A 22,769-nucleotide genomic window follows, 5' to 3' on the forward strand; every position below is an offset into this window, starting at 1 on the left:
ACGTCGTTCACCGGTGGGCCGTCGCACGGCCGAGGCGCAGGCAGACCAGGACGGCGAGGGTGGCCGCCGCGGCGGCCGCCACCACCAGCTGGACCGCCCGGGGCGCTCCCAGCCCGGTCAGCAGGGCCAGGCTCTGGGCAACGGCGGCCGAGGCGCAGACGGCGGCCGCGGGCCGGACCGCCCCGAACGACTGGAGCAGCAGCCCGGTCCACATCACGGCGCCGAGCAGGAGCAGGGTCAGGGCGCGGACCCCGGTCAGGGCCGGGGCGCCAGGCCAGAGCAGGGTGCCGGCCAGCCCCAGGGCCAGCAGCACCGCCAGGTACGCGGCGAGGCACTGGGTAAGCGTGGAGAGCATCCGGCGCCGGAAGGCCTCGGGCGAGCGGGCCGCCCGGAGTCCGGCGAGGCTGCCGCTGCGGAACCGGTGCAGGAGCCATTCCGCGGGGCCCATGCTGAGGGTGAGCGCCACCGCCGAGGGGGCGGCGACGGCCTCGGCGGGACCCCCGGCGAGCACCTCCCCGAGGGCGGCGTACAGCACGAGCAGGCCGGTCCCGAGGCCGAAGACGCCGTACGGGACGGAGTCCCCCAGCCGCGGCCCGCGCGGGGCGTACTCCTCATCGGGGCCGCGCAGCATCCGCCAGAGCACGGGACCCGTTCCGGGGCGGCGCGCCGCCCAGCCGCGTACGCGCGCGGCGGCGGCCCGCACGCCCTCGGCCAGCGGGAGTTCCCGTACGGCCAGGGCGCAGGCCGCCAGCAGGGACACCGCGAGCAGGGTCACGCGGACCGGCACGGGCAGGTCCACGAAGAGCGCGAGCAGGGCCCCGGCGGCCATCGGGCCGAGTGCGGCGAGCAGGATCCGCTCCCGGCCGAGGACGAGCAGGACGGTGGCGGCGCCGACGTAGAGGGCCTGTCCGGCAGCGAAGGCGTACGAGAAGGGCGGCCCGCCGGGCACGGCCAGTGCGGCGGCGGTGCCCAGCAGGGACCCGGCGGGGGCGCCGGCGAGCAGGGTCCGCCCGGCGGCGGCCCGGTCGCCGAGCCCGAGCCAGGAGTAGGCCCGGTGGGAAAGGGTTTGGTCCCACACCCAGCCGATGAGCGCCCCGGCGAGCAGGGTCAGGGTCCCGGCGGGCAGGCCGAGACGGTCCTTCGGCCCTTCGAGCAGGGGTGCGCCCAGCACGTAGGCCAGGCCGGGCAGGGCGAAGATCACCCCGCGCAGCAGGCAGGCGGTGAGGGAGACCTTCCAGGGGTCGGGGACGCCGTCGGGCTCCGGGAAGGAGCGCGGCACCCGGGCGAAGAGCTCCTCGGCGAGCGCGAAGGAGTCGTGACGGCCGTAGGTGAGCCTGATGTGCTCGTCGGTCATGCCGTCGGATTCGAGGACGGCGGCGATCTCGTCCGGGTGGACGGCGGCGGCGATGAACACGCCGAAGCGCTCGGCGAGTTCGTCCATGGGGTCGACGGCCGGAGGAACGGTACGCCGGGGCCTTGGGATCGCGGGCAGCGTGTCGCCGCCCGGGACCTTGAGCCAGAGGGATCCGCTCACCACAGGCTCCCGTCGGCGGCGAGTTCGCGGTACCAGGGGTCGGCGAGCCGCTGGGTCCAGTCGTCGCCCTCGCGGACGGGCAGGGCCGGCTGGCCGGCGAGTTCCCGGTAGATGTGCCGGAAGCCGTCCACGGACTGGTGGAGGGTGAATTTCTCCACCACCCGTTTGCGGGACATCCGGCCGAGCTCGGCGCGCCGTTCGTCGTCGCGGAGCAGGGCGAGGGTGGCGCGGGCCATGGTCTCGGGCTCGCGCGGCGGGACGACGAGGCCGGTGTCGCCGACGGCCTCGCGGACCCCGCCGACATCGGTGGAGACGGTGGTGCGGCCGCAGGACATGGCCTCGATGATGCTGAAGGGGAAGCCCTCGCTGATGGAGGAGAGCATCACGACGCTGCCGGCCGCGTACGCGCGGGCGACCTGCTCGATGCGGCCCTCGTACGAGACCCCGTCGGTCACCCCGAGCTCGGCGGCGAGCTTCTCCAGGCGGAGCTTGTACTCCTCGCAGCCGGCCGGCACCGGGCCGAAGAGGCGCAGCCGCAGGGCGGGCAGTTCCACGCGCATGAAGGCGTAGGCCCGGATGAGGGTTTCGAGGTCCTTGATGGGGTCGATGCGGCCGCACCAGCTGAGGGTGGGCACCTCGGGTTCGGGGCCGGCCTCGGGGAAGGCGTACGGGTCCACGCCGTTGTAGACGGTGCGGATCCGGTCGGCGGCGGCGCCCCCGCGCTCTTCCCAGCGGCGGTTGTACTGGTTGACGGGGGTGATCAGGTCTGCCTGCCGGTAGCCCTCGGTGTTGAGCTCGCGGTAGAAGCCGAGCATGAGCGCCTTGACGGGCCAGCGCTGTGCGGCGCTGCGGTAGCCGAGGTAGCGCTCGCGCAGGTAGATGCCGTGCTCGGTCAGGAGGAAGGGCACCTTGTCGAGGTAGGCGGCGGCGAGGGCCGGGAGGGTGGCGAGGCCGCTGCTGACGGCGTGCGCGACGCTGTCGGGCGGGATCCGTACGGAGAGCGGGCGCAGCGCGTGTTCCAGCAGGTCGGTGGCGGTGAGCGCGTCGTGGATGGTGGGCTCGGCGGCGGCGACGGCGAGGCCCGGGCGGGTCCATACGTCCATCAGGAGGCGCAGGACGGACTCGGAGCGCAGGGCCGGGGCGAGCTTCCCGGCCCGGGCGAGGACGGCCAGTTCGCGCAGGGCCCCGGAGAATCCCCCGTGGTTGGGGGTACCCCCAGCGGTAGCCGGGGGAGGGTCGAGCAGGGAGAGCAGGAAGGTTTCGTAGACCTCGGTGAAGCCGCGGTGGGCCTTGCCGCGCAGGGCGGACCGGCGGCCGCGCCGGGGAGTGGCCCCCCAGAGCGGTACGACGGTGTGCCGGTAGACGTTGCGCGGGAGTTCCCAGGTGACCGGCTCACGTCCGGAGCCGGTCAGGGCTATGACGTTGAAGTCGACCTCGGGCATGCCTCGGACCAGTTGGTCGCACCAGGTGCTGACGCCCCCGTGGACGTGCGGATAGGTGCCTTCGGTGAGCATGGTGACATGACGCCCATGGCTCATGCGGTGTGTCCCCCCAGGACGGAAAAGGGGCCGGCGCCCGTGGTGTCGCGGAGCGCCGGCGCTAGGTGGTTCTCGTGGCGGCTTGCTGCTGGTCGGCCCGGACGGTCAGGCGGGCAGCTTGAGCGTGACGGCGCTCTGGAGCAGCTCGGGCTGGGTCCAGGTGGAGCGGGTGCCCGCGTAGGCGGTGCCGAAGTCGGCGGTGCCGAGCAGGAGCTGCTTCTTGGTCCCGTTGGGGGCGGTCACCGGGGCGACGACCCCGGAGGGCGCCTTGACGGTGACGGCGGTGCCGATGCGGTAGGCGGTGACCTTGCCGTCGGCGAGCGCCTTGTCCCAGGCGGCGCGGCGGCCGAGCTCGACGCCGGCTTCCTTCATCGTCTGGTTGACGATCGGCGCGCTGGGCGCGTAGAGGGTCCGGTAGGTGTCGAGGACCTGGTTGAGCACGGGGTAGAGGGTGCGGTCCTCGGCGAGGTTGGACTGGTGGACGTAGTGCGGGCGGGGGTCGTTGGCCAGCACGTGGCGCAGTGCGGTCCGGGCCTCCTGCGGCACGATGTAGTTCAGGTAGCCGGTGTTGACGTCGAGCGCGGCCGGCAGGCACGTGGAGGTCGCCGGGTTGTCCTCGCAGATGCCGCTGCCGCCGTCCGCGCGGCTGGCGTAGATCCAGTTGTACTCGTCGGCCATCTCCGCGTTGGTGCCCGTGTTGTAGTACACGTTCATCGGGTGGCGGGGCACGGTCAGGGCGGCGCCGACCGCCCGCTGCGCGGGTTCGCGGGAGTTGTCGCTGCCCGCCCACTTGACGCCGTTGTCGGCGAGCGCGCCCGCCAGGTTGGGGTTGTCCTGGCCCTGCTGCGGGAGGGTCTTGAGGCCCGAGTGCTCGCCGGTGACGAGCTCGGTCCGGTCGGTGGTGATGCCCTTGGCCGCAGCCCAGTTGTTGTTGTCGCGGATCTGCGCGGAGATCTCCGCGCGGCTCATCCAGTTGACGGCGCCCGCGGCGTTCTTCGTGCACGTCCAGGGGGTGGTGGTGGTGTCCTGGACGCAGCCGAGGAAGGGGTGCGTGTAGGTGTGGTTCATCCAGCGGTACTTGGCCCGGTCGGCGACGAGCTGGGCGGTGAGGGCGTCGGTGCCGCCGTTCTCGGTCTTCCACTCCTCGCCGGCGCCCGCGTTGAAGAGCATGTCGAGCTTGAAGCCCTTGGACTGCTGCCACTGCGCCGCGTAGACGGCGTCGGCGGCGGTCATCCGGATGGTGCTCTCCTTGCCCTCGCCGCCCGCGCAGGCGTAGTCGCCGGGCGTGCAGTTGAGCTCCTTGCTCCACCGGGCGTCGGGGGCGAAGACGTCGTCGACGTGGACCGCGAAGTAGCTGCGGCTCTGGCCGAGGTGGACCCCCTGGGTGAGCCAGTCGACGATGCCCCGGGCCAGCAGCCGGAACTGCTGCTGGTACTGGTTGTAGCCGAAGGTGACGACCAGCTCGCTGCGCCCGTCGTGGGTGTACTCGCCGACGAGCGAGGCCCGGCCGGAACCGACGGGGGCGTCGAGGTAGCTGGTGTAGCCGGTGCGCGGCTTGCCCATGAAGCCGTAGCTCTCCGGCACGAGCGCCGAGTTGTCCTCGAAGGCGACCTGGCCCCCCAGGTAGGCGAAGGGGCCCGCCTTGCCGGCCGCGGTGACCGCGGCCTGGGTGCCGTCGAGCTGGCCGCTGTACCCGCCGTTGTCGGTGTACTCCAGCCCGACGCCCGGGTGGGCCCAGGTGTAGGCGTCCACCTGGCGGATGCCGTACGTCGTCTCGTACGCGGTGAGCGCGGCCATCTCGGCCGAGCCCTCGCCGAAGGGGTTCTCGTTCGGCAGGACGACGCCCTGGTACTTGGCGCGCGGACGGCCGTCGACCGTGTCGCTGAGGAAGCCCGCGTCGATGACCGGGCGGCCGCTGCTGCCCAGCTGCACACGGGTGTACGGGACTCCGGTGTCCCGGAGTTCCGCGGTGATCGCCTCGACCGAGCTGCCGCCGTCGTCGACGACGAGCACCTTCAGGTCGATGCGCGCGGCCGTGGCCGCCTGGGCGGTCGCGGCAGGTACTGCCACGGACACCAGGGCTGCCGCGGCCATGGCGGCGGCGATCCTGTTCATCCGGTTCTTGTTGACCATTTCGGCCTTTCCCCCCGCAGGCATCCCTCGACGCGGCCCTATGGCGGTCGGCCGGGCCGGGGAGGCTCTGTGGAAATCATGCAAAGGAACCCCGCGTCCCCTTGCGAGAGTGGACCGAGTCTCTCGGACCTCGTCAGGTCTACGGGGCAAACCTGGAGCAGAGTCCACAGATGGGTGAATCTGCAGGCGTCTTGATCGAACAACTTGCCAAACCTTCGAGTGACGTACGGAAGAGTGCGTGCGCGTAGGCTCATTTCTGGCGGCCCTCGGGCCCGAATACGATCGCTACGGATGGCCGTCCACCCACTCGGCCCACACATACAAACGGAAGCGAGACTTCACCACCGTGACTGCTCTGACTCTCAGCACCTCCGGCGCGGCGACGCTGCGCGCCGACGCCCTCGTCGTCGGTGTCGCGAAGGGCCCCAAGGGCCCGGTCGTGGCCGCAGGCGCCGAGGCCGTGGACAAGGCGTACGACGGTAAGCTCGCCGCCGTGCTCGACGCGGTCGGCGCCTCGGGCGCCGAAGGCGAGATCACCAAGCTGCCGGCCCCGGCGGGCCTGAAGGTCCCGATGGTGCTGGCGGTCGGACTCGGCGCCGTCCCGGAGAAGGACGAGTCGTTCGACGAGGAGGCGCTGCGCCGCGCCGCCGGCGCCGCCGCCCGCGCTCTGCACGGCTCCAAGAAGGCCGCCTTCGCCCTCCCCCTGGACGACGCCTCGGCCGTCACCGCCGTCGCCGAGGGCGCGCTGCTGGGCGCGTACGCCTTCACCGCCTACCAGGGCGGCGAGAAGAAGGCCGCCGGCGACAAGAACGGCGGCCCCAAGCAGCCGCTCGCCGAGATCGCCCTGCTGGGCGCCAAGCCGCGCGACAAGGAGCACAAGGCCGCGGCCGAGCGCGCCACCGTCGTCGCGACCGAGGTCAACATCGCGCGCGACCTGGTCAACACCCCGCCGAACGACCTCACCCCCGAGGCCTTCGCCGCGGTCGCCTCCGCGACCGCGAAGGAGCACGGCGTCAAGGTCCAGGTCCTGGACGAGAAGGCGCTGGTCAAGGGCGGCTTCGGCGGCATCATGGGCGTCGGCAAGGGCTCCGAGAACCTGCCGCGCCTGGTGAAGCTCACCTACACCCACCCCAAGGCGGAGAAGACCCTGGCCTTCGTCGGCAAGGGCATCACCTACGACTCGGGCGGCATCTCCCTGAAGCCGGCCGGCCACAACGAGACGATGAAGTGCGACATGGCCGGCGCCGCCGCCGTCTTCGCCTCCGTCGTCGCGGTCGCCAAGCTGGGCCTGCGGGTCAACGTCACCGGCTGGCTCGCGCTCGCCGAGAACATGCCGTCCGGCTCCGCCACCAAGCCCGGTGACGTGCTGCGCATGTACAGCGGCAAGACCGTCGAGGTGCTCAACACGGACGCGGAGGGCCGCCTGGTCCTCGGCGACGCGCTGACCAAGGCCTCGGAGGACAACCCGGACGCCATCGTCGACGTGGCCACCCTGACCGGCGCCATGGTGCTGGCCCTGGGCAACCGCACCTTCGGCATCATGGCCAACGACGACGCGTTCCGTACGTCGATCCACGAGATCGCCGAGGAGGTCGGCGAGTCCTCGTGGCCGATGCCGCTCCCCGCGGACCTGCGCAAGTCCATGGACTCCCCCACGGCCGACATCGCCAACATGGGCGAGCGCATGGGCAGCGGTCTGCTGGCCGGCCTCTTCCTGAAGGAGTTCGTCGGCGAGGGCATCACCTGGGCCCACCTCGACATCGCGGGCCCGGCCTTCCACGAGGGCGCGCCGTACGGCTACACCCCCAAGGGCGGCACCGGCTCGGCCGTGCGCACGCTGGTGCGGCTGGCCGAGCGTACGGCCACGGGCGACCTGGGCTGACGCACCCCATGTGAGACGCGACTCGCCCCGGGACCATGATCGGTCCCGGGGCGTGTTCAGCTCTCAACGAAATCCGTAGGTTTCTACGCTTCGGTAACCCCTGCTTCGGACAGAAGCACCTGCCACAGACCGGGCCCGCCGTCCCGCGTTCCCCCGACAAATGCGAAGATGGGTTCTCGGCAGGACAGGGCCCCCACCACAGGGCCGAAGAAACAAGCGGCCGATTACCAGCCGCCGCCCGGTCACAGAGGACCGGTGCCCGGCGCACATGCATGGAGGACGTGACGTGGCGAACGACGCCAGCACCGTTTTCGACCTAGTGATCCTCGGCGGTGGCAGTGGCGGTTACGCCGCGGCGCTGCGCGCATCCCAGCTGGGTCTGGACGTTGCCCTGATCGAGAAGAACAAGCTCGGTGGCACCTGCCTGCACAACGGCTGCATCCCCACGAAGGCTCTGCTGCACGCGGGTGAGATCGCGGACCAGGCTCGCGAGGCCGCCCAGTTCGGTGTGAAGACCACCTTCGAGGGCATCGACATCGCGGGTGTCCACAAGTACAAGGACGAGATCATCTCGGGCCTGTACAAGGGTCTGCAGGGCCTGGTCGCCTCCCGCAAGGTGACCTACATCGAGGGTGAGGGCCGCCTCTCCTCCCCGACTTCCGTCGACGTGAACGGCCAGCGCATCCAGGGCCGCCACGTCCTGCTGGCGACCGGCTCCGTGCCGAAGTCGCTGCCGGGCCTGAACATCGACGGCAACCGCATCATCTCCTCGGACCACGCGCTGGTCCTGGACCGCGTGCCCGAGTCCGCGATCGTCCTGGGCGGCGGCGTCATCGGCGTCGAGTTCGCCTCGGCGTGGAAGTCCTTCGGCTCCGACATCACCGTCATCGAGGGCCTCAAGCACCTCGTTCCGGTCGAGGACGAGAACAGCTCCAAGCTGCTGGAGCGGGCCTTCCGCAAGCGCGGCATCAAGTTCAACCTCGGCACCTTCTTCGACAAGGCCGAGTACACCGAGAACGGCGTGCGCGTCACGCTGGCCGACGGCAAGACCTTCGAGGCCGAGGTGCTGCTGGTCGCCGTCGGCCGCGGCCCGGTCTCGCAGGGCCTGGGCTACGAGGAGCAGGGCGTCGCGATGGACCGCGGCTACGTCCTGGTCGACGAGTACATGCAGACCAACGTGCCGACCATCTCGGCCGTCGGTGACCTCGTCCCGACCCTCCAGCTCGCGCACGTCGGCTTCGCCGAGGGCATCCTGGTCGCGGAGCGTCTGGCCGGCCTCAAGGCCGTCCCGATCGACTACGACGGTGTCCCGCGCGTCACCTACTGCCACCCCGAGGTCGCTTCCGTCGGCATCACCGAGGCCAAGGCCAAGGAGATCTACGGTGCGGACAAGGTCGTGGCCCTGAAGTACAACCTTGCGGGCAACGGCAAGAGCAAGATCCTGAAGACCGCGGGCGAGATCAAGCTCGTCCAGGTCAAGGACGGTGCCGTGGTCGGCGTCCACATGGTCGGTGACCGGATGGGCGAGCAGGTCGGCGAGGCCCAGCTGATCTACAACTGGGAAGCCCTGCCGGCCGAGGTCGCGCAGCTCATCCACGCGCACCCGACGCAGAACGAGGCGATGGGCGAGGCCCACCTGGCCCTCGCCGGCAAGCCGCTGCACGCACACGACTAATCGTCACTGGGCGCGACGACCACTTCCGCACTTTCGTTAGGAGCAACAGAAACCATGTCGGTTTCCGTAACCCTTCCGGCGCTCGGTGAGAGCGTCACCGAGGGCACTGTCACCCGCTGGCTGAAGGCCGAGGGCGAGCGCGTCGAGGCCGACGAGCCGCTGCTCGAGGTCTCGACCGACAAGGTCGACACCGAGATCCCCTCCCCCGTGGCGGGCATCCTGGCCTCCATCAAGGTCGCCGAGGACGAGACCGTCGAGGTCGGCGCCGAGCTGGCCGTCATCGACGACGGCTCCGGCGCGCCGGCCGCGGCTGCCGCTCCGGCCGCCGAGGCCCCCGCCGCTCCGGCTCCGGTCGCCGAGGCCCCGGCGGCCCCGGCTCCCGCGCCGGTCGCCGAGGCCCCCGCCCCCGCCGCCGCGGCCCCGGCCGCGTCCGGCACCGATGTCGTGCTCCCCGCCCTGGGCGAGTCCGTCACCGAGGGCACCGTCACCCGCTGGCTGAAGCAGGTCGGCGAGTCCGTCGAGGCCGACGAGCCGCTGCTCGAGGTCTCCACGGACAAGGTCGACACCGAGATCCCGGCGCCGGTCTCCGGCACCCTGCTGGAGATCCTGGTCGGCGAGGACGAGACCGCCGAGGTCGGCGCCCGCCTTGCCGTCATCGGTGTCGCGGGCGCGGCTCCCGCCGCCGCCCCGGCCGCCGCCGCCCCGGCTCCGGTCCAGGCTGCCGCTCCGGTCGCCGCTCCGGCTCCGGCCGTGGCCGCCCCGGCCGCTGCCGCCCCGGCCCCCGTGGCTGCCCCGGCTCCGGCCCCGGTGGCCGCTCCGGCTCCGGAGGCTGCCCCGGCCCCGGTCGCCGCTCCGGCTCCGGTCGCCCCGGCCGCTCCCGTCACCCCGGTCCAGGCCGGTGACGAGGGCGCCTACGTGACCCCGCTGGTGCGCAAGCTCGCCTCGGAGTCCGGCGTCAACCTGTCCACGGTCTCGGGCACCGGTGTCGGTGGCCGTATCCGCAAGCAGGACGTCCTCGCCGCCGCCGAGGCCGCCAAGGCCGCCGCTGCCGCCCCGGCTCCGGCCGCTGCCCCGGCCGCCAAGGCCCCGGCTGCCGCCGCGGTCTCGGAGCTGCGCGGTCAGACCGTCAAGATGACCCGCATGCGCAAGGTCATCGGCGACAACATGATGAAGGCGCTGCACTCGCAGGCTCAGCTCAGCTCCGTGGTCGAGGTGGACATCACCAAGATCATGAAGCTGCGCGAGCAGGCCAAGGCGTCCTTCCTGGCCCGTGAGGGCGTCAAGCTCTCGCCGATGCCGTTCTTCGTCAAGGCCGCCGCCCAGGCGCTGAAGGCCCACGCGGTCGTCAACGCCCGGATCAACGACGACGAGGGCACCATCACCTACTTCGACTCGGAGAACATCGGCATCGCCGTGGACTCCGAGAAGGGCCTGATGACCCCGGTCATCAAGGGTGCCGGTGACCTCAACCTGGCGGGCATCTCCAAGGCGACGGCCGACCTGGCCGGCAAGGTCCGCGGCAACAAGATCACGCCGGACGAACTGTCGGGCGCGACCTTCACCATCAGCAACACCGGCTCGCGCGGTGCGCTGTTCGACACCGTCATCGTGCCGCCGAACCAGGTCGCCATCCTGGGCATCGGTGCCACGGTCAAGCGCCCGATGGTCATCGAGACCCCCGAGGGCACCGTCATCGGCGTCCGCGACATGACGTACCTGACCCTGTCCTACGACCACCGCCTGGTGGACGGCGCGGACGCGGCCCGGTACCTCTCGGCCGTCAAGGCGATCCTCGAGGCCGGCGAGTTCGAGGTCGAGCTCGGTCTCTGAGCGAACGGCTTGTAACCAGCCTCACTGTCGGCGCCCCCGTCCGGGATACTCCCGGGCGGGGGCGCCGCCGTATTGTCTACGCATCAGGCCCCGAATCGACCCTGCACACACACCAGGAGATGAACCGCCGATGATCACCCCACCCGTCGTGCACTCGCTGCGCGAGCAGATCCGCGAGCACATCGTGGAGGGGATCGTCAGCGGGCGCTGGAAGCCCGGCGAGCGGATCGTCGAGCGCCGGATCGCCGTGGAGCTGGAGGTCAGCCAGACGCCCGTACGCGAGGCCCTGCGCGAGCTGGAGACGCTGCGGCTGATCGAGTCGGCGCCCAACAAGGGTGTGCGCGTACGGAACCTGTCGGCGGCGGACCTGGAGGAGATCTACCCGGTCCGGGCCGGCCTGGAGCAGATCGCGGCCGAGTTGGCCGCGCCCCGGCTGGCGACGGACTGCACGGCCCTGGAGCCGCACGTCGCCGCGCTGTGGGAGGCCGACCGCATCAAGGACGGCACGGCGCAGGTGCGGCACACGGTGGGCTTCCACCGCGAGATGGTGCGGGCGGCCGGGAACAGCGTGCTGCTGCACACCTGGGAGAGCCTGGGCATCGAGGTGTTCACGGCCCTGTCCATCCGGTGGCTGGGTACGGTCCAGAAGTCCTACGCGGAGGAGCACGAAGCCCTCGTCGAGGCGTTCCGCAGCCAGGATCCGGACATCGGCCTGCTGGTGAAGCGGCATGTCCTGGGGTGCGCCCCGCGCGCCTGACCGCGCCCGACCGCGTCCTATCGTCCCGATTTGACCGGCACCGCGTGCCTTGGTTCCTGGCACGCGGTGCCGACTTTCGCCAGATGGACGTTTCTTCGTCACTTTTATTTGATCGATCATCGATCAGCGATTTACAGTCAACGCGGACCTCAACCAGGTCCGACGACCCTGTCCTGCCCGTCAGGGATTTTTTTCACCACCTCTCCTTTGTCCGGAAGGCGGCGCACACCGATGTCCGACCCCGTAGGAAAGCTTCCGAGCGAGCTCGACCAGCTCCCGGACCGCGACACCGAGGAGACCGCCGAATGGGCGGCCTCCCTCGACGCCGTCGCACAGGCCGCCGGTACGCGCCGCGCCGAATACCTGCTCCGCCGCACGCTCCAGCACGCCGAGGCCGCCGGCCTCGCCCTGCCGAAGCTGCTGGAGACGGACTACGTCAACACCATCCCCACCGCCGCCGAGCCGGAGTTCCCCGGTGACGAGGCGATGGAAGCCAAGATCACCGCATGGAACCGCTGGAACGCGGCCGCCATGGTGACCCGCGGCTCCAAGTACGGCGTCGGCGGCCACATCGCCACCTTCGCCTCCGCCGCGTGGCTCTACGAGACCGGCTTCCAGCACTTCTTCCGCGGGAAGGAGGCCGACGGATCGGGCGACCAGCTCTACATCCAGGGCCACGCCTCCCCCGGCATCTACGCCCGCGCCTTCCTCGACGGGCGCATCTCCGAGCAGCAGCTCGACAACTTCCGCCAGGAGGCCGGCGGCAACGGCCTGCCGTCCTACCCGCACCCGCGGCGCCTGCCGTGGCTGTGGGAGTTCCCGACGGTGTCCATGGGCCTCGGCCCGCTCTCCGCGATCTACCAGGCGCGCTTCAACCGCTACCTGCAGAACCGGAGCATCAAGGACACCGCGAACTCGCACGTCTGGGCCTTCCTGGGCGACGGCGAGATGGACGAGCCCGAGTCGACCGCCGCCCTGGCCCTCGCCTCCCGCGAGCAGCTCGACAACCTGACCTTCGTCATCAACTGCAACCTGCAGCGCCTCGACGGTCCGGTCCGCGCCAACTTCCGCGTGGTCCAGGAGCTGGAGGCCCAGTTCCGCGGCGCCGGCTGGAACGTCATCAAGTCGCTGTGGGGCTCCGCCTGGGACGAGCTGTTCCAGCTCGACACCACGGGCGCCCTGGTACGCCGCCTGCGCGAGGTACCGGACGCGCAGTTCCAGACGTACGCGACCCGCGACGTGGCCTACATCCGCCAGCACTTCTTCGGCGCCAACGCCGAGCTCGTGCAGCTGGCGGGCGTCCTGTCCGACGCGAAGATCGCCGAGTGCTTCCACAGCTCCCGCGGCGGCCACGAGCCCCGCAAGGTGTACGCCGCGTACAAGGCCGCCCTGGAGCACAAGGGCGCGCCGACGGTCATCCTGGCGCAGACCGTCAAGGGCTACACGCTGGGTGCCGGGTTCGAGTCGAAGAACGCGAACCACCAGATGAAGAAGCTGACGATCGACGAGTTCAAGGACATGCGTGACCTCCTTGGCCTCCCGATCCCGGACAGCGCCTTCGCCGACGGCGTCGTCCCGTACGGCCACCCGGGCGCGAACAGCCCCGAGGTCCAGTACCTGAACGAGCGCCGCGCGGCCCTCGGCGGCCCGGCCCCGGCCCGCAAGGTCAAGCACGTGGCCCTGCCGGCTCCGGCCGAGCGTTCCTTCGCCCCGCTGCTCAAGGGCTCCGGCAAGCAGGAGATGGCCACCACCATGGCCTTCGTCCGGCTCGTCAAGGACCTCATGCGGGACAAGGAGACCGGCAAGCGCTGGGTGCCGATCGTCCCCGACGAGGCCCGCACCTTCGGTATGGAGTCGCTCTTCCCGTCGGCCGGCATCTACTCGCCGCTTGGCCAGACGTACGAGCCGGTCGACCGCGACCAGCTCATGTACTACAAGGAAGCCAAGGACGGCCAGATCCTCAACGAGGGGATCACCGAGGCCGGCGCCATGGCCGACTTCATCGCCGCCTGCACGTCGTACGCGACGCACGGCGAGCCGATGATCCCCTTCTACATCTTCTACTCGATGTTCGGCTGGCAGCGCACCGCCGACCAGATGTGGCAGCTCGCCGACCAGCTCGGCAAGGGCTTCATCGTCGGCGCCACCGCCGGCCGCACCACGCTGACCGGTGAGGGCCTGCAGCACGCGGACGGCCACTCGCACCTGATCGCGTCCACGAACCCGGCGTCGCTCAACTACGACCCGGCCTTCGCGTACGAGATCGCGGTGATCGTCAAGGACGGTCTGCGCCGGATGTACGGCGAGAAGCCGGAAGACGTCTTCTACTACCTGACGGTCTACAACGAGCCGAAGCCGCAGCCCGCGATGCCCGAGGGCGTCGACGAAGGCATCCTCAAGGGTCTGTACCGCTTCAACACGGCGGCGGACCTGGCGGAGGCGGCCCCGGCCGCCGACGCGCCGAAGATCCAGCTCATGGCCTCGGGTACGGCGATCCACTGGGTGCTTGAGGCGCAGCGGCTGCTCGCCGCCGACTGGAACGTGGCCGCCGACGTATGGTCCGCCACCTCCTGGGGCGAGCTGCGGCGCGACGCGCTGGAGTGCGACGAGGCGCTGCTGCGCGGCGAGCTCCGCACCCCGTACGTGACCCGCGCGCTGGAGGGCGTCACCAGCCCGGTGCTCGCGGTCTCCGACTGGATGCGTCAGGTCCCGGACCAGATCAGCCAGTGGGTGGAGCAGGACTGGACCTCGCTGGGTACGGACGGCTTCGGCCTGTCCGACACGCGTGAGGGTGCCCGCCGCCACTTCGGTGTCGACGCCCAGTCGATCGTGGTGGCCGCGCTGGCCCAGCTCGCCCGCCGCGGCGAGGTTCCGGCGTCCGCCGTCAAGGAGGCCCGGGAGCGCTACGGCCTCTGAGCCGTGCACGACCGATCGTGAAGGCCGGTGTTCGCCCCTTGGGGGGTGGACACCGGCCTTTCGTCGTGTACGAGGTGGCGGCGCGGGGTCGGACCCGTGATGCTGGAGCGGTGATGGACGAGACGGAGTTCTGGGAGATCGTCGACCGTACCCGCGAGGCCGCCGAAGGCGACCCCGAGGAGCACGCCGAGCTGCTCGTGGAGCGGCTGTCGCAGCTCGACCCGGACTCCGTCCTGGACTTCGCCCGGCATTTCGAGTCCCGGTACAACCGGGCGTACACCTGGGACCTGTGGGGCGCGGCCTGGGTGCTGCTCGACGGCGCGAGCGACGACGCGTTCGACTACTTCCGCTGCTGGCTGATCGGCCAGGGGCGGGAGGTGTTCGAGGGCGGGGTGCACGATCCGGACCATCTCGCGGAGCTGCTGGGCGACTTCGACGAGGAGATCGACGGGGACGGCGAGGAGCTGGGGTACGCGGCCGACGAGGCGTACGAGCAGCTGACCGGGGTGGTGGCGCCGGATCTGGGCGTTCCGCTGCAACCGGCAGAGCCGGAGGGCACCCCGCTGGACTTCGAGAACGAAGCCGTGCTCGCGGAGCGCTTCCCCCGGCTCTGGGACCGCTTCAGAGGCTGATGGCGCTGCTCAGTAGTGCGTACCGCCTCAGTAGGTAGTGCGTACCGCCTCAGTAGTGCGTGCCGCCGTCGATGCGGATCTCCGTACCGGTGATGAAGGCGCCGTCCTCGGACGCCAGCATGGCGACGACGCCGGCCACGGTCTGCGGGCCGGCGAAGCCCTGGCCGATGGCGGGGGCGAGCTTGGTGAAGAGGGACCAGTCGGTGTCCTCGGGCAGGCCCGGGCCGCTCCCGGTGGTCATGCCGCTCTCGATGGAGCCGGGCGCGACGGAGACGAAACGCAGGCCCTGCTTGCTGTACTCGGCGGCCAGCGCGTGGGTCATGGACTGGATGCCGCCCTTGCTGGCCGCGTAGGCGGACATGTAGGGGTGCGCGAAGGACGCCGAGGTGGAGCTGAAGTTCACGACGACCGGCCGGTCGCCCGCCAGCAGCGCCGGGAGCGACTCCCGGATCATCAGGAAGGTGCCGGTCAGGTTGACCGCGATGACCTTGTTCCAGAAGTCGAGCGTGGTCTGGTGGGTGTGGGCGGAGCGCAGGATGCCGGCCGCGTTGACCAGTACGTCGATCCCGCCGAGCGTGTCGACGGCCGCGGCCACGCCCTCCTTGACGGCGCTCTCGTCGGATATGTCCAGGACGCCGGTGGTGAGGCGGTCCGCGGCTCCGGCAGCGGCGGCCTGGCCGGCGGTCTCGCCCAGGCCGGTTTCGCTGACGTCCACCGTGTGGACGCGGCCGCCCTCGGCGAGGATGCGGTGGACGGTGGCGCGGCCGATGCCGGATCCGCCGCCGGTGATGAGGACGCGACGTCCTTCGAAACGGTTCATGGGGTGAGCGTACCCAAGCGGTGGCACGGATTGCCAGAGTGGCAATCGATGCAATGAAGCGTGGTACCGGGAGGTAGGCTTCACCCCGTGAGATCCCCTCGCCCGTACTCGCCCCAGGCCGGCTCCGGAGCCCAGTCGCTGACCGAGCGCCGCAAGGCCGCCACCCAGCTCGACATCGCCCGCGCTGCGTGCGAACTGTTCGCCGCGCAGGGCCCCGACGGCACGACCGCCGAGGACATCGCCCACCGGGCGGGGGTGGCGCTGCGCACGTTCTACCGCTACTTCCGCAACAAGCAGGAGGCGGTGGCCCCGCTGCTGGCGGGCGGCGGCGACGCCTGGCGCGCGCTGCTCGCCGAGGAGGATCCCGGCACTCCCCTCGCCGAGGCCCTGGAGCGCGCCGTCAGGCGGTCGCTGAGTGACTCCCAGACGGTCGAGGAGGGTCTGGAGGTGACGCGCGGCCTGCTGCGCGCGGCGGCGACCGACGAGGCCCTGCGGGCGGTCTGGTACCGCGTGAACCAGGACTCCGAGGAGCGCCTGGTCCCCGTGGTCGCCAGGCTGGCCGGCCCGGACGCGGACCCTCTGGGCGTCCGCCTGCTCGCCGCGGCGGCGACGGACGCGATCCGGATCTCGCTGGAGTTGTGGTCGACCACGGACGACCCGGTGTCGGGCCCGGGTTCCCCGGCCGAGCTCGCGGTCCGCTGTCTGCGCGACCTCACAGGCGCGATGCCCCTGCTGCGCTGATCGCCAGCGCGGCAGGGGCATCCGGTCCCGCCCGTGACCCTATGTGTCCTGACCGGCGTCAGCGGCCGCCGCCGCCCCAGCCGCCGTCACCGCCGCCACCGCCCCAGTCGCCGTTACCGCCGCCACCGTCGCCGCCACGGCCGTTGCCCCAGTCACCGTTGCCGCCACCGGAGTCGTTCCAGTTCCAGTTGCCGCCACCGTCACCACCGCGGCCGGAGTCGTTCCAGTTCCAGTTGCCGCCACCGTCACCACCGCGGCCGGAATCGTTCCAGTTCCAGTTGCCGTCACCGCCACGGCCGGAATCGTTCCAGTTCCAGTTCGAGTCGTTCCAGTTGCCCCAGTCGTAGCGGTTGTAACGGCCGTCGCCGCCGGTGCCGCCGACTCCGCCGTCGTCCCAGCACCAGCTGGGGCGGTCGCGCCAGTCTCGGTTGCAACACTCGTCCCAGCGCCAGTCGCTCCAGCGCCCGTCCGAGCACCTCCACGTACCGCCGCCGGTGGAAGTGGCCGAGGCGATGCCGACCGGCATCAGACCGATGGCGACTCCTGCGGCGCCCGCCATGGCAGCCGCGATGATCCTACGGCGCATGTTCACGCACCTCCGAACACGTCTCGCTTATTCGGCCTTTAGGACATTTCAACCCTCACTCGGGCTCGGCGCGCTGTCAAAGCGGAAAGGCCCCCCGCCGCACTCCGAGGAGTGCGGCGGGGGGCCTCCCACCAGCTGTTTTTAGATGTCGAAGTAGAGCTCGAACTCGTGCGGGTGCGGACGCTGCGCGATCGGGGCGATCTCGTGCGTGCGCTTGTAGTCGATCCAGGTCTCGATCAGGTCGGGGGTGAAGACACCGCCGGCCAGGAGGTACTCGTGGTCCGCCTCCAGCGCCTTGAGGACGTCCTCGAGGCTGGTCGGGACCTGCGGGACGCTCGCGTGCTCGTCGGGCGAGAGCTCGTAGAGGTCCTTGTCGATCGGCTCCATCGGCTCGATCTTGTTCTTGATGCCGTCGAGGCCCGCGAGCAGCAGCGCCGAGAAGGCGAGGTACGGGTTGGACGACGGGTCCGGGGCGCGGAACTCGACGCGCTTGGCCTTCGGGTTCGAGCCCGTGATCGGGATGCGCATGGCGGCGGAGCGGTTGCGCTGCGAGTACACCATGTTGACCGGCGCCTCGAAGCCCGGCACCAGGCGGTGGTACGAGTTCACCGTCGGGTTGGTGAAGGCGAGCAGCGACGGGGCGTGCTTGAGGATGCCGCCGATGTAGTAGCGGGCGGTGTCCGACAGGCCCGCGTAGCCGGCCTCGTCGTAGAACAGCGGGTCGCCGTTGGCCCACAGCGACTGGTGCACGTGCATGCCCGAGCCGTTGTCACCGAAGATCGGCTTCGGCATGAAGGTCGCGGTCTTGCCGTTGCGCCAGGCGACGTTCTTCACGATGTACTTGAAGAGCATCAGGTCGTCGGCCGCGGCGAGCAGCGTGTTGAACTTGTAGTTGATCTCGGCCTGGCCACCGGTGCCGACCTCGTGGTGCTGGCGCTCGACCTGGAGGCCCTGGGCGTCCAGCTCCAGGGAGATCTCGGCGCGCAGGTCGGCGAAGTGGTCGACCGGGGCTACGGGGAAGTAACCACCCTTGTAGCGGACCTTGTAACCACGGTTGTTCTCCTCGGAGCCGGTGTTCCAGGCGCCGGCCTCGGAGTCGATGTGGTAGAAGCCCTCGTTCGCGGAGGTCGCGAAGCGCACGCTGTCGAACACGTAGAACTCGGCCTCGGGGCCGAAGAACGCGGTGTCGGCGATGCCGGTGGAGGCGAGGTACGCCTCGGCCTTCTTCGCGATGTTGCGCGGGTCGCGGCTGTAGGCCTCACCCGTGATCGGGTCGTGGATGAAGAAGTTGATGTTCAGCGTCTTGTCGCGGCGGAACGGGTCCAGGCGGGCCGTGGTGATGTCGGCGCGCAGAGCCATGTCGGACTCGTGAATGGCCTGGAAGCCGCGGATCGAGGAGCCGTCGAAGGCGAGCTCCTCCGCCGGGTCGAACGCCCGCGCCGGGATGGTGAAGTGCTGCATCACACCAGGCAGGTCGCAGAAGCGGACGTCGACGAACTTGACGTCGTTCTCCTCGATGTACTGCTTCACTTCGTCGGCGTTCTGGAACATCCAACTCCTCCTACTCCCGGCCCCGGGGGAGGGACGGGTTGCATAGCTCGTGGTGCGTCAGTGCGGTGCCGCACGCTGACCCGACCATAAGCAGACGGGATTTCTCAAGCATGACCCATTTGTTTCGCACACGTTAACCAGGGTCCCGTCCGAAGCCCGTGAGGCAGCACCGGTACCGTGGTCGGGTGGACAACAGGCAAGCATTCGGATCCTGGCTCTCCGGCCCCCGCGCGGCCGCGGAGGAGATGGGCGTCGACTTCGGCCATCCGGGCCAACGGCTCGGCCTGCCCCAGCAGGGGCCCGGGTCGGTGGCGCGGTTCGGCCGCCGGCTCGCGGGTGTCGCCCTCGACTGGACCGGCTGCCTGCTGATTGCGTACGGGCTGATCACGGGCGGCGACATGGTCGCCGCGCGCAGCTGGACGCTGTGGCTCTTCCTGGCCCTGAGCATCCTCACGGTCGGCACCGTGGGCTTCACCCCCGGCAAGCGGATCGTGGGGATCCGGGTGATCTCGGAGGACGGCGGCCGCCTCGGCGCCGTCCGGGTGATCGTGCGCACGCTGCTGCTGGCCCTGGTCGTCCCCGCGCTGATCTGGGACCGTGACGGCCGCGGCCTGCACGACCGGCTCGCGCGCGCCGTCCAGGTACGCATCTGAGGCCTGCGGCAGGCAGGGCGGCAGGCACGACGACACGGACAAAGGGGCGCCCCCCGAGCCGAGCGGCTCGGGGGGCGCCCCTTTGTCGTATACGAAAATCAGGTCAGCGGGTCAGCGCATCTTCCCGCCGCGCGGCATCCTCATGCCCTTGGGCATCGGGCCCTTCGGCAGCGGCATGTTGCTCATGAGGTCACCCATGGCCCGCAGCTTGTCGTTGACCTGGGTGATCTGCGGTCCGGCCAGCACGCGCGGCAGCTTGAGCAGGGTGGTGCGCACCTTCTTGAGCGGCACCTCGCCCTCGCCCGTACCCACGATGAAGGTGTGCACCGGCACGTCCGGCATGATCCGGGCCAGCTTCTTCTTCTCGTTCGCGAGCAGCGGCTTCACGCGGTTCGGGTTGCCCTCGGCGATCAGCACGACGCCGGCCTTGCCGACGGCCCGGTGGACGATGTCCTGCTGCCGGGTCATCGCGACCGCCGGGGTGGTCGTCCAGCCCCGGCCCACGTTGTCCAGTACGGCAGCGGCCGCGCCCGGCTGCCCCTCCATCTGCCCGAAGGCAGCCCGCTCGGCCCGTCGCCCGAAGACGATCGCCATCGCGAGGAACGCCACCAGGAAGCCCAGAATGCCCAGGTAGACCGGGTGGTCGATCAGGAAGCCGATCGCAAGAAAGACACCGAAGGTGACGATTCCCACGCCCGCGACGATCAGACCGACCTTCGGGTCGGCCTTGCGCGTCATCTTGTAGGTCAGGGCGATCTGCTTCAGTCGCCCGGGGTTCGCAGCAGTCTCTGCGTTTGACTTCCTCGCCATACAGCGAAGTTTACGTGGCCTGCGGGGTCCGGGTCGCCGCGGCCTCAAGTACGTGTTCGGTTTCGACCCGGTCCTTGGCCCGGCGGCGGTCCTCCAGCACCGCCGTCCAGGCGTTGCGCCGGGCGCCGCTCATGAGCAGCGACTCGATGCCCCGGAAGGCGTCGGAGAGCGTCGGGATGGCGATGGCGCGTACGGGCGCGGCCTGCATGATGTCGATCCCTTTCACGGAACTCACGTCGGCAGTGCGATTGCGGTGCGTGGATTCAGCGTCACTGTTTGGTGTTACCAGGGCGTGACCGGTCGGTCAAATGTGATTGACACGTTGCAAAGACTGACGCGGCCCGCCGGGCTCTTCCTCGAAAGAGCCTAGGGGCCGCGCCGGTGCGGTATTACTGCCTAGTAATGTTTTGTGTGCGAGTTCACACGGTTGCCACGCGGGTTCACACCTCGGTGCGGCTGCGCTTCTCCATCGCCTGCGCGTAGAGACGACCCGCCCGGTACGACGACCGGACCAGCGGACCGGACATCACACCGGAGAAGCCGATCTCCTCGGCCTCCTTCGCCAGCTCGACGAACTCGGCCGGCTTCACCCAGCGCTCGACGGGGTGGTGCCGCGGCGAGGGCCGCAGGTACTGGGTGATGGTGATGAGCTCGCAGCCGGCCTCGTGCAGCTCCTTCAGGGCCTCCGAGACCTCCTCGCGCTCCTCGCCCATGCCCAGGATCAGGTTGGACTTGGTGACGAGGCCGTAGGCGCGGGCCTGCCGGATCACGTCGAGCGAGCGCTCGTAGCGGAAGCCGGGGCGGATCCGCTTGAAGATCCGCGGCACCGTCTCGACGTTGTGCGCGAAGACCTCGGGGCGGGAGGCGAAGACCTCCTCCAGCAGCTCCGGGACCGCGTTGAAGTCGGGGGCCAGCAGCTCGACCTTGGTGTGGCCGGCCTCGCGGCCCGCCGTCTGCTGGTGGATCTGGCGCACGGTCTCCGCGTACAGCCAGGCGCCGCCGTCGGCCAGGTCGTCGCGCGCGACGCCCGTGATGGTGGCGTAGTTCAGGTCCATGGTGACCACGGACTCGCCGACACGGCGCGGCTCGTCCCGGTCGAGGGCCTCGGGCTTGCCCGTGTCGATCTGGCAGAAGTCACAGCGCCGGGTGCACTGGTCGCCACCGATGAGGAAGGTGGCCTCGCGGTCCTCCCAGCATTCGTAGATGTTCGGGCAACCGGCTTCCTGGCACACCGTGTGCAGTCCTTCGCCCTTCACCAGGGCCTGCATCTTGGTGTACTCGGGACCCATCTTCGCCCGGGTCTTGATCCACTCGGGCTTGCGCTCGATGGGGGTCTGGCTGTTACGGACCTCCAGGCGCAGCATCTTGCGTCCGTCGGGTGCGACTGCGGACACGACCGGCTCCCTGTGACTTCGATTCTTCGGCGCCCACCAGGGTACGCCCGTAAATTCGTACGCTCTTACGTCCGCCAACCTGGGGGGCGCCGGACCCATTCCCCGGCCGTCAGCCGGCGGCCGTCTCGATCTCCCGGGGCCGCAGCTCCGCGTGCTCCAGTACGTCCTTCAGGTGGCGCTCGATGACCGGCACCACCTCGGCGATGGTGATCTCCCGGCCCAGTTCGTACGAGAGCGAGGTCACACCGGCGTCCCGGATGCCACAGGGGACGATCCGGTCGAACCAGGTGTTGTCCGGGTTCACGTTGATCGCGAAGCCGTGCATCGTGACGCCCTTGGCGACCCGGATGCCGATGGCGGCGAGCTTGCGGTCCTCGCGGCGCTGGCCGGCGTTGGACGGGGCGTACTCGGGGCCGTTCAGCCGCGCGTCGAACTCCTCGTCGTGCAGACGGGGGTCGAATTCGAGCGAGAGGCCGCCGAGCTTGGGGCGCTCCTCGACGGGGTCGCCCAGGACCCAGACGCCGGAACGGCCCTCGACACGGGTGGTCTCCAGGCCGAACTCGGCGGCGGTGCGGATCAACGCGTCCTCCAGGCGGCGGACGTGGGCGACCACGTCCACCGGGCGGGGCAGCTTCATGATCGGGTAGCCGACCAGCTGGCCGGGGCCGTGCCAGGTGATCTTGCCGCCGCGGTCCACGTCGACCACGGGCGTGCCGTCGAGCGGGCGCTCGCTGGGGGCGGTGCGCCGGCCGGCGGTGTAGACGGGCAGGTGCTCCACCAGCAGGCAGGTGTCCTCGATCTCGTCCGCGAAGCGGGCGGCGTGCACCCGGCGCTGCTCTTCCCAGGCCTGGGTGTACTCGACGGATTCCAGCCCGAAGCCCAGATGGACAAACCCAAGCTCAGCCACCGCAGCGCCTCCTCGTTGAACCTGCTGTGTGCACGTACCGCACTCAGCAAGAGTACGGCGGCGGCTCCGGAGCCCCGGGCGTGGGCTCCTGCGCGGGCTCGTGCGGGGGTTGCGGGGGTTCGGGCGCGGGTTCCGGCGGGGGCCACGGCAGCTGCTTGGGACGGCGCCTGCCCCTCGGCGGCCGGTCCGGATCCTCATCGGCCCGCGGCAGCCGCCGGTGCCCCTCGGAGTGGTCGTTGACCCAGCCGCACACCCCGCACGCGTACCGGCCGTCGAGACCCGCGATGTACGTGCCGCAACGCCTGCACTCCGCCTCCGTCAACTCGGGCGGGGGAAGCGGAGCGGTGGATTCGGGACGCTCCTCGGGGAGGCGCGCCCGGTGGGTCCGGCGGGTCATGGGCCGCAGCCTA

19 protein-coding genes are annotated in these 22,769 nt (G+C 70.6%); 8 read left to right on the forward strand and 11 right to left on the reverse strand.

All coding sequences use genetic code 11. From position 1 onward, the window contains the following. Positions 1–7 precede the first annotated feature (7 nt). The 3 genes from ACFYOB_RS05695 to ACFYOB_RS05705 form a co-directional block, all read right to left on the reverse strand. Positions 8–1,534 carry a hypothetical protein gene (locus ACFYOB_RS05695; protein WP_388554930.1) on the reverse strand — a complete coding sequence of 509 codons (1,527 nt, stop codon included), beginning with the start codon at positions 1,532–1,534 and terminating at the stop codon, positions 8–10. After that, entirely contained in the window at positions 1,531–3,072 is a 1,542-nt protein-coding gene (gene pelF / locus ACFYOB_RS05700) for a GT4 family glycosyltransferase PelF (protein ID WP_388554932.1), read from the reverse strand. Before pelF ends, ACFYOB_RS05695 begins: the two co-directional genes overlap by 4 nt. A gap of 105 nt (positions 3,073–3,177) precedes the next feature. Beyond that, entirely contained in the window at positions 3,178–5,205 is a 2,028-nt protein-coding gene (locus ACFYOB_RS05705; RefSeq protein WP_388554934.1) for a hypothetical protein, read from the reverse strand. Between the two features lie 346 nt (positions 5,206–5,551). Here ACFYOB_RS05705 and ACFYOB_RS05710 point away from each other — a divergent pair, with 346 nt between their 5' ends. From ACFYOB_RS05710 to ACFYOB_RS05735, 6 genes are all read left to right on the forward strand, one after another. Then, positions 5,552–7,087 (forward strand): leucyl aminopeptidase, encoded by a 1,536-nt coding sequence (locus ACFYOB_RS05710; protein WP_388554937.1) that lies wholly within the window; start codon positions 5,552–5,554, stop codon positions 7,085–7,087. Positions 7,088–7,373: 286 nt separating this feature from the next. Next, positions 7,374–8,762, forward strand: coding sequence for a dihydrolipoyl dehydrogenase (lpdA, locus tag ACFYOB_RS05715; RefSeq protein ID WP_328925317.1), 1,389 nt, complete (start codon positions 7,374–7,376; stop codon positions 8,760–8,762). Between the two features lie 54 nt (positions 8,763–8,816). Next, entirely contained in the window at positions 8,817–10,592 is a 1,776-nt protein-coding gene (gene sucB / locus ACFYOB_RS05720) for a 2-oxoglutarate dehydrogenase, E2 component, dihydrolipoamide succinyltransferase (RefSeq protein ID WP_388554940.1), read from the forward strand. A 133-nt stretch (positions 10,593–10,725) separates the two neighbouring features. Then, entirely contained in the window at positions 10,726–11,349 is a 624-nt protein-coding gene (locus tag ACFYOB_RS05725; protein ID WP_328930247.1) for a GntR family transcriptional regulator, read from the forward strand. A 231-nt stretch (positions 11,350–11,580) separates the two neighbouring features. Beyond that, positions 11,581–14,265, forward strand: coding sequence for a pyruvate dehydrogenase (acetyl-transferring), homodimeric type (aceE, locus tag ACFYOB_RS05730; protein WP_388554943.1), 2,685 nt, complete (start codon positions 11,581–11,583; stop codon positions 14,263–14,265). Positions 14,266–14,375: 110 nt separating this feature from the next. Continuing rightward, positions 14,376–14,897, forward strand: coding sequence for a DUF4240 domain-containing protein (locus tag ACFYOB_RS05735; protein WP_388554945.1), 522 nt, complete (start codon positions 14,376–14,378; stop codon positions 14,895–14,897). A 49-nt stretch (positions 14,898–14,946) separates the two neighbouring features. Here ACFYOB_RS05735 and ACFYOB_RS05740 read toward each other — a convergent pair whose 3' ends face one another. Further along, entirely contained in the window at positions 14,947–15,717 is a 771-nt protein-coding gene (locus ACFYOB_RS05740; RefSeq protein ID WP_388554948.1) for an SDR family NAD(P)-dependent oxidoreductase, read from the reverse strand. Positions 15,718–15,804: 87 nt separating this feature from the next. Here ACFYOB_RS05740 and ACFYOB_RS05745 point away from each other — a divergent pair, with 87 nt between their 5' ends. Next, positions 15,805–16,458, forward strand: coding sequence for a TetR family transcriptional regulator (locus tag ACFYOB_RS05745; protein WP_388554951.1), 654 nt, complete (start codon positions 15,805–15,807; stop codon positions 16,456–16,458). Between the two features lie 58 nt (positions 16,459–16,516). Here the strand turns inward: ACFYOB_RS05745 and ACFYOB_RS05750 are convergent, their stop codons facing one another. Then, positions 16,517–17,044: a hypothetical protein gene (locus tag ACFYOB_RS05750; protein ID WP_388554954.1), complete on the reverse strand. Its 528-nt coding sequence runs from the start codon at positions 17,042–17,044 to the stop codon at positions 16,517–16,519. A 141-nt stretch (positions 17,045–17,185) separates the two neighbouring features. Beyond that, positions 17,186–18,595: a type I glutamate--ammonia ligase gene (glnA, locus tag ACFYOB_RS05755; RefSeq protein ID WP_319725644.1), complete on the reverse strand. Its 1,410-nt coding sequence runs from the start codon at positions 18,593–18,595 to the stop codon at positions 17,186–17,188. 185 nt (positions 18,596–18,780) lie between these two features. Here glnA and ACFYOB_RS05760 point away from each other — a divergent pair, with 185 nt between their 5' ends. Continuing rightward, the gene (locus ACFYOB_RS05760; RefSeq protein WP_388554957.1) at positions 18,781–19,248 is read left to right on the forward strand and encodes an RDD family protein; all 468 of its coding nucleotides are present in this window, start codon (positions 18,781–18,783) and stop codon (positions 19,246–19,248) included. A gap of 111 nt (positions 19,249–19,359) precedes the next feature. On the opposite strand, the gene ACFYOB_RS05765 is transcribed toward ACFYOB_RS05760, so the two are convergent. The 5 genes from ACFYOB_RS05765 to ACFYOB_RS05785 form a co-directional block, all read right to left on the reverse strand. Then, positions 19,360–20,058, reverse strand: a complete 699-nt coding sequence (locus ACFYOB_RS05765; RefSeq protein ID WP_376682145.1) for a DUF4191 domain-containing protein — start codon at positions 20,056–20,058, stop codon at positions 19,360–19,362. Between the two features lie 10 nt (positions 20,059–20,068). Further along, the gene (locus ACFYOB_RS05770) at positions 20,069–20,266 is read right to left on the reverse strand and encodes a hypothetical protein (protein ID WP_069923792.1); all 198 of its coding nucleotides are present in this window, start codon (positions 20,264–20,266) and stop codon (positions 20,069–20,071) included. A 232-nt stretch (positions 20,267–20,498) separates the two neighbouring features. Next, positions 20,499–21,452, reverse strand: a complete 954-nt coding sequence (lipA, locus tag ACFYOB_RS05775) for a lipoyl synthase (protein ID WP_388554960.1) — start codon at positions 21,450–21,452, stop codon at positions 20,499–20,501. Between the two features lie 109 nt (positions 21,453–21,561). After that, positions 21,562–22,359, reverse strand: coding sequence for a lipoyl(octanoyl) transferase LipB (lipB, locus tag ACFYOB_RS05780; RefSeq protein ID WP_388554963.1), 798 nt, complete (start codon positions 22,357–22,359; stop codon positions 21,562–21,564). A 43-nt stretch (positions 22,360–22,402) separates the two neighbouring features. Beyond that, positions 22,403–22,756 (reverse strand): hypothetical protein, encoded by a 354-nt coding sequence (locus ACFYOB_RS05785; RefSeq protein ID WP_388554966.1) that lies wholly within the window; start codon positions 22,754–22,756, stop codon positions 22,403–22,405. Between the last annotated feature and the right edge of the window lie 13 nt (positions 22,757–22,769).

Source organism: Streptomyces sp. NPDC006463 (assembly GCF_042870715.1).
GTDB lineage: Bacteria > Actinomycetota > Actinomycetes > Streptomycetales > Streptomycetaceae > Streptomyces.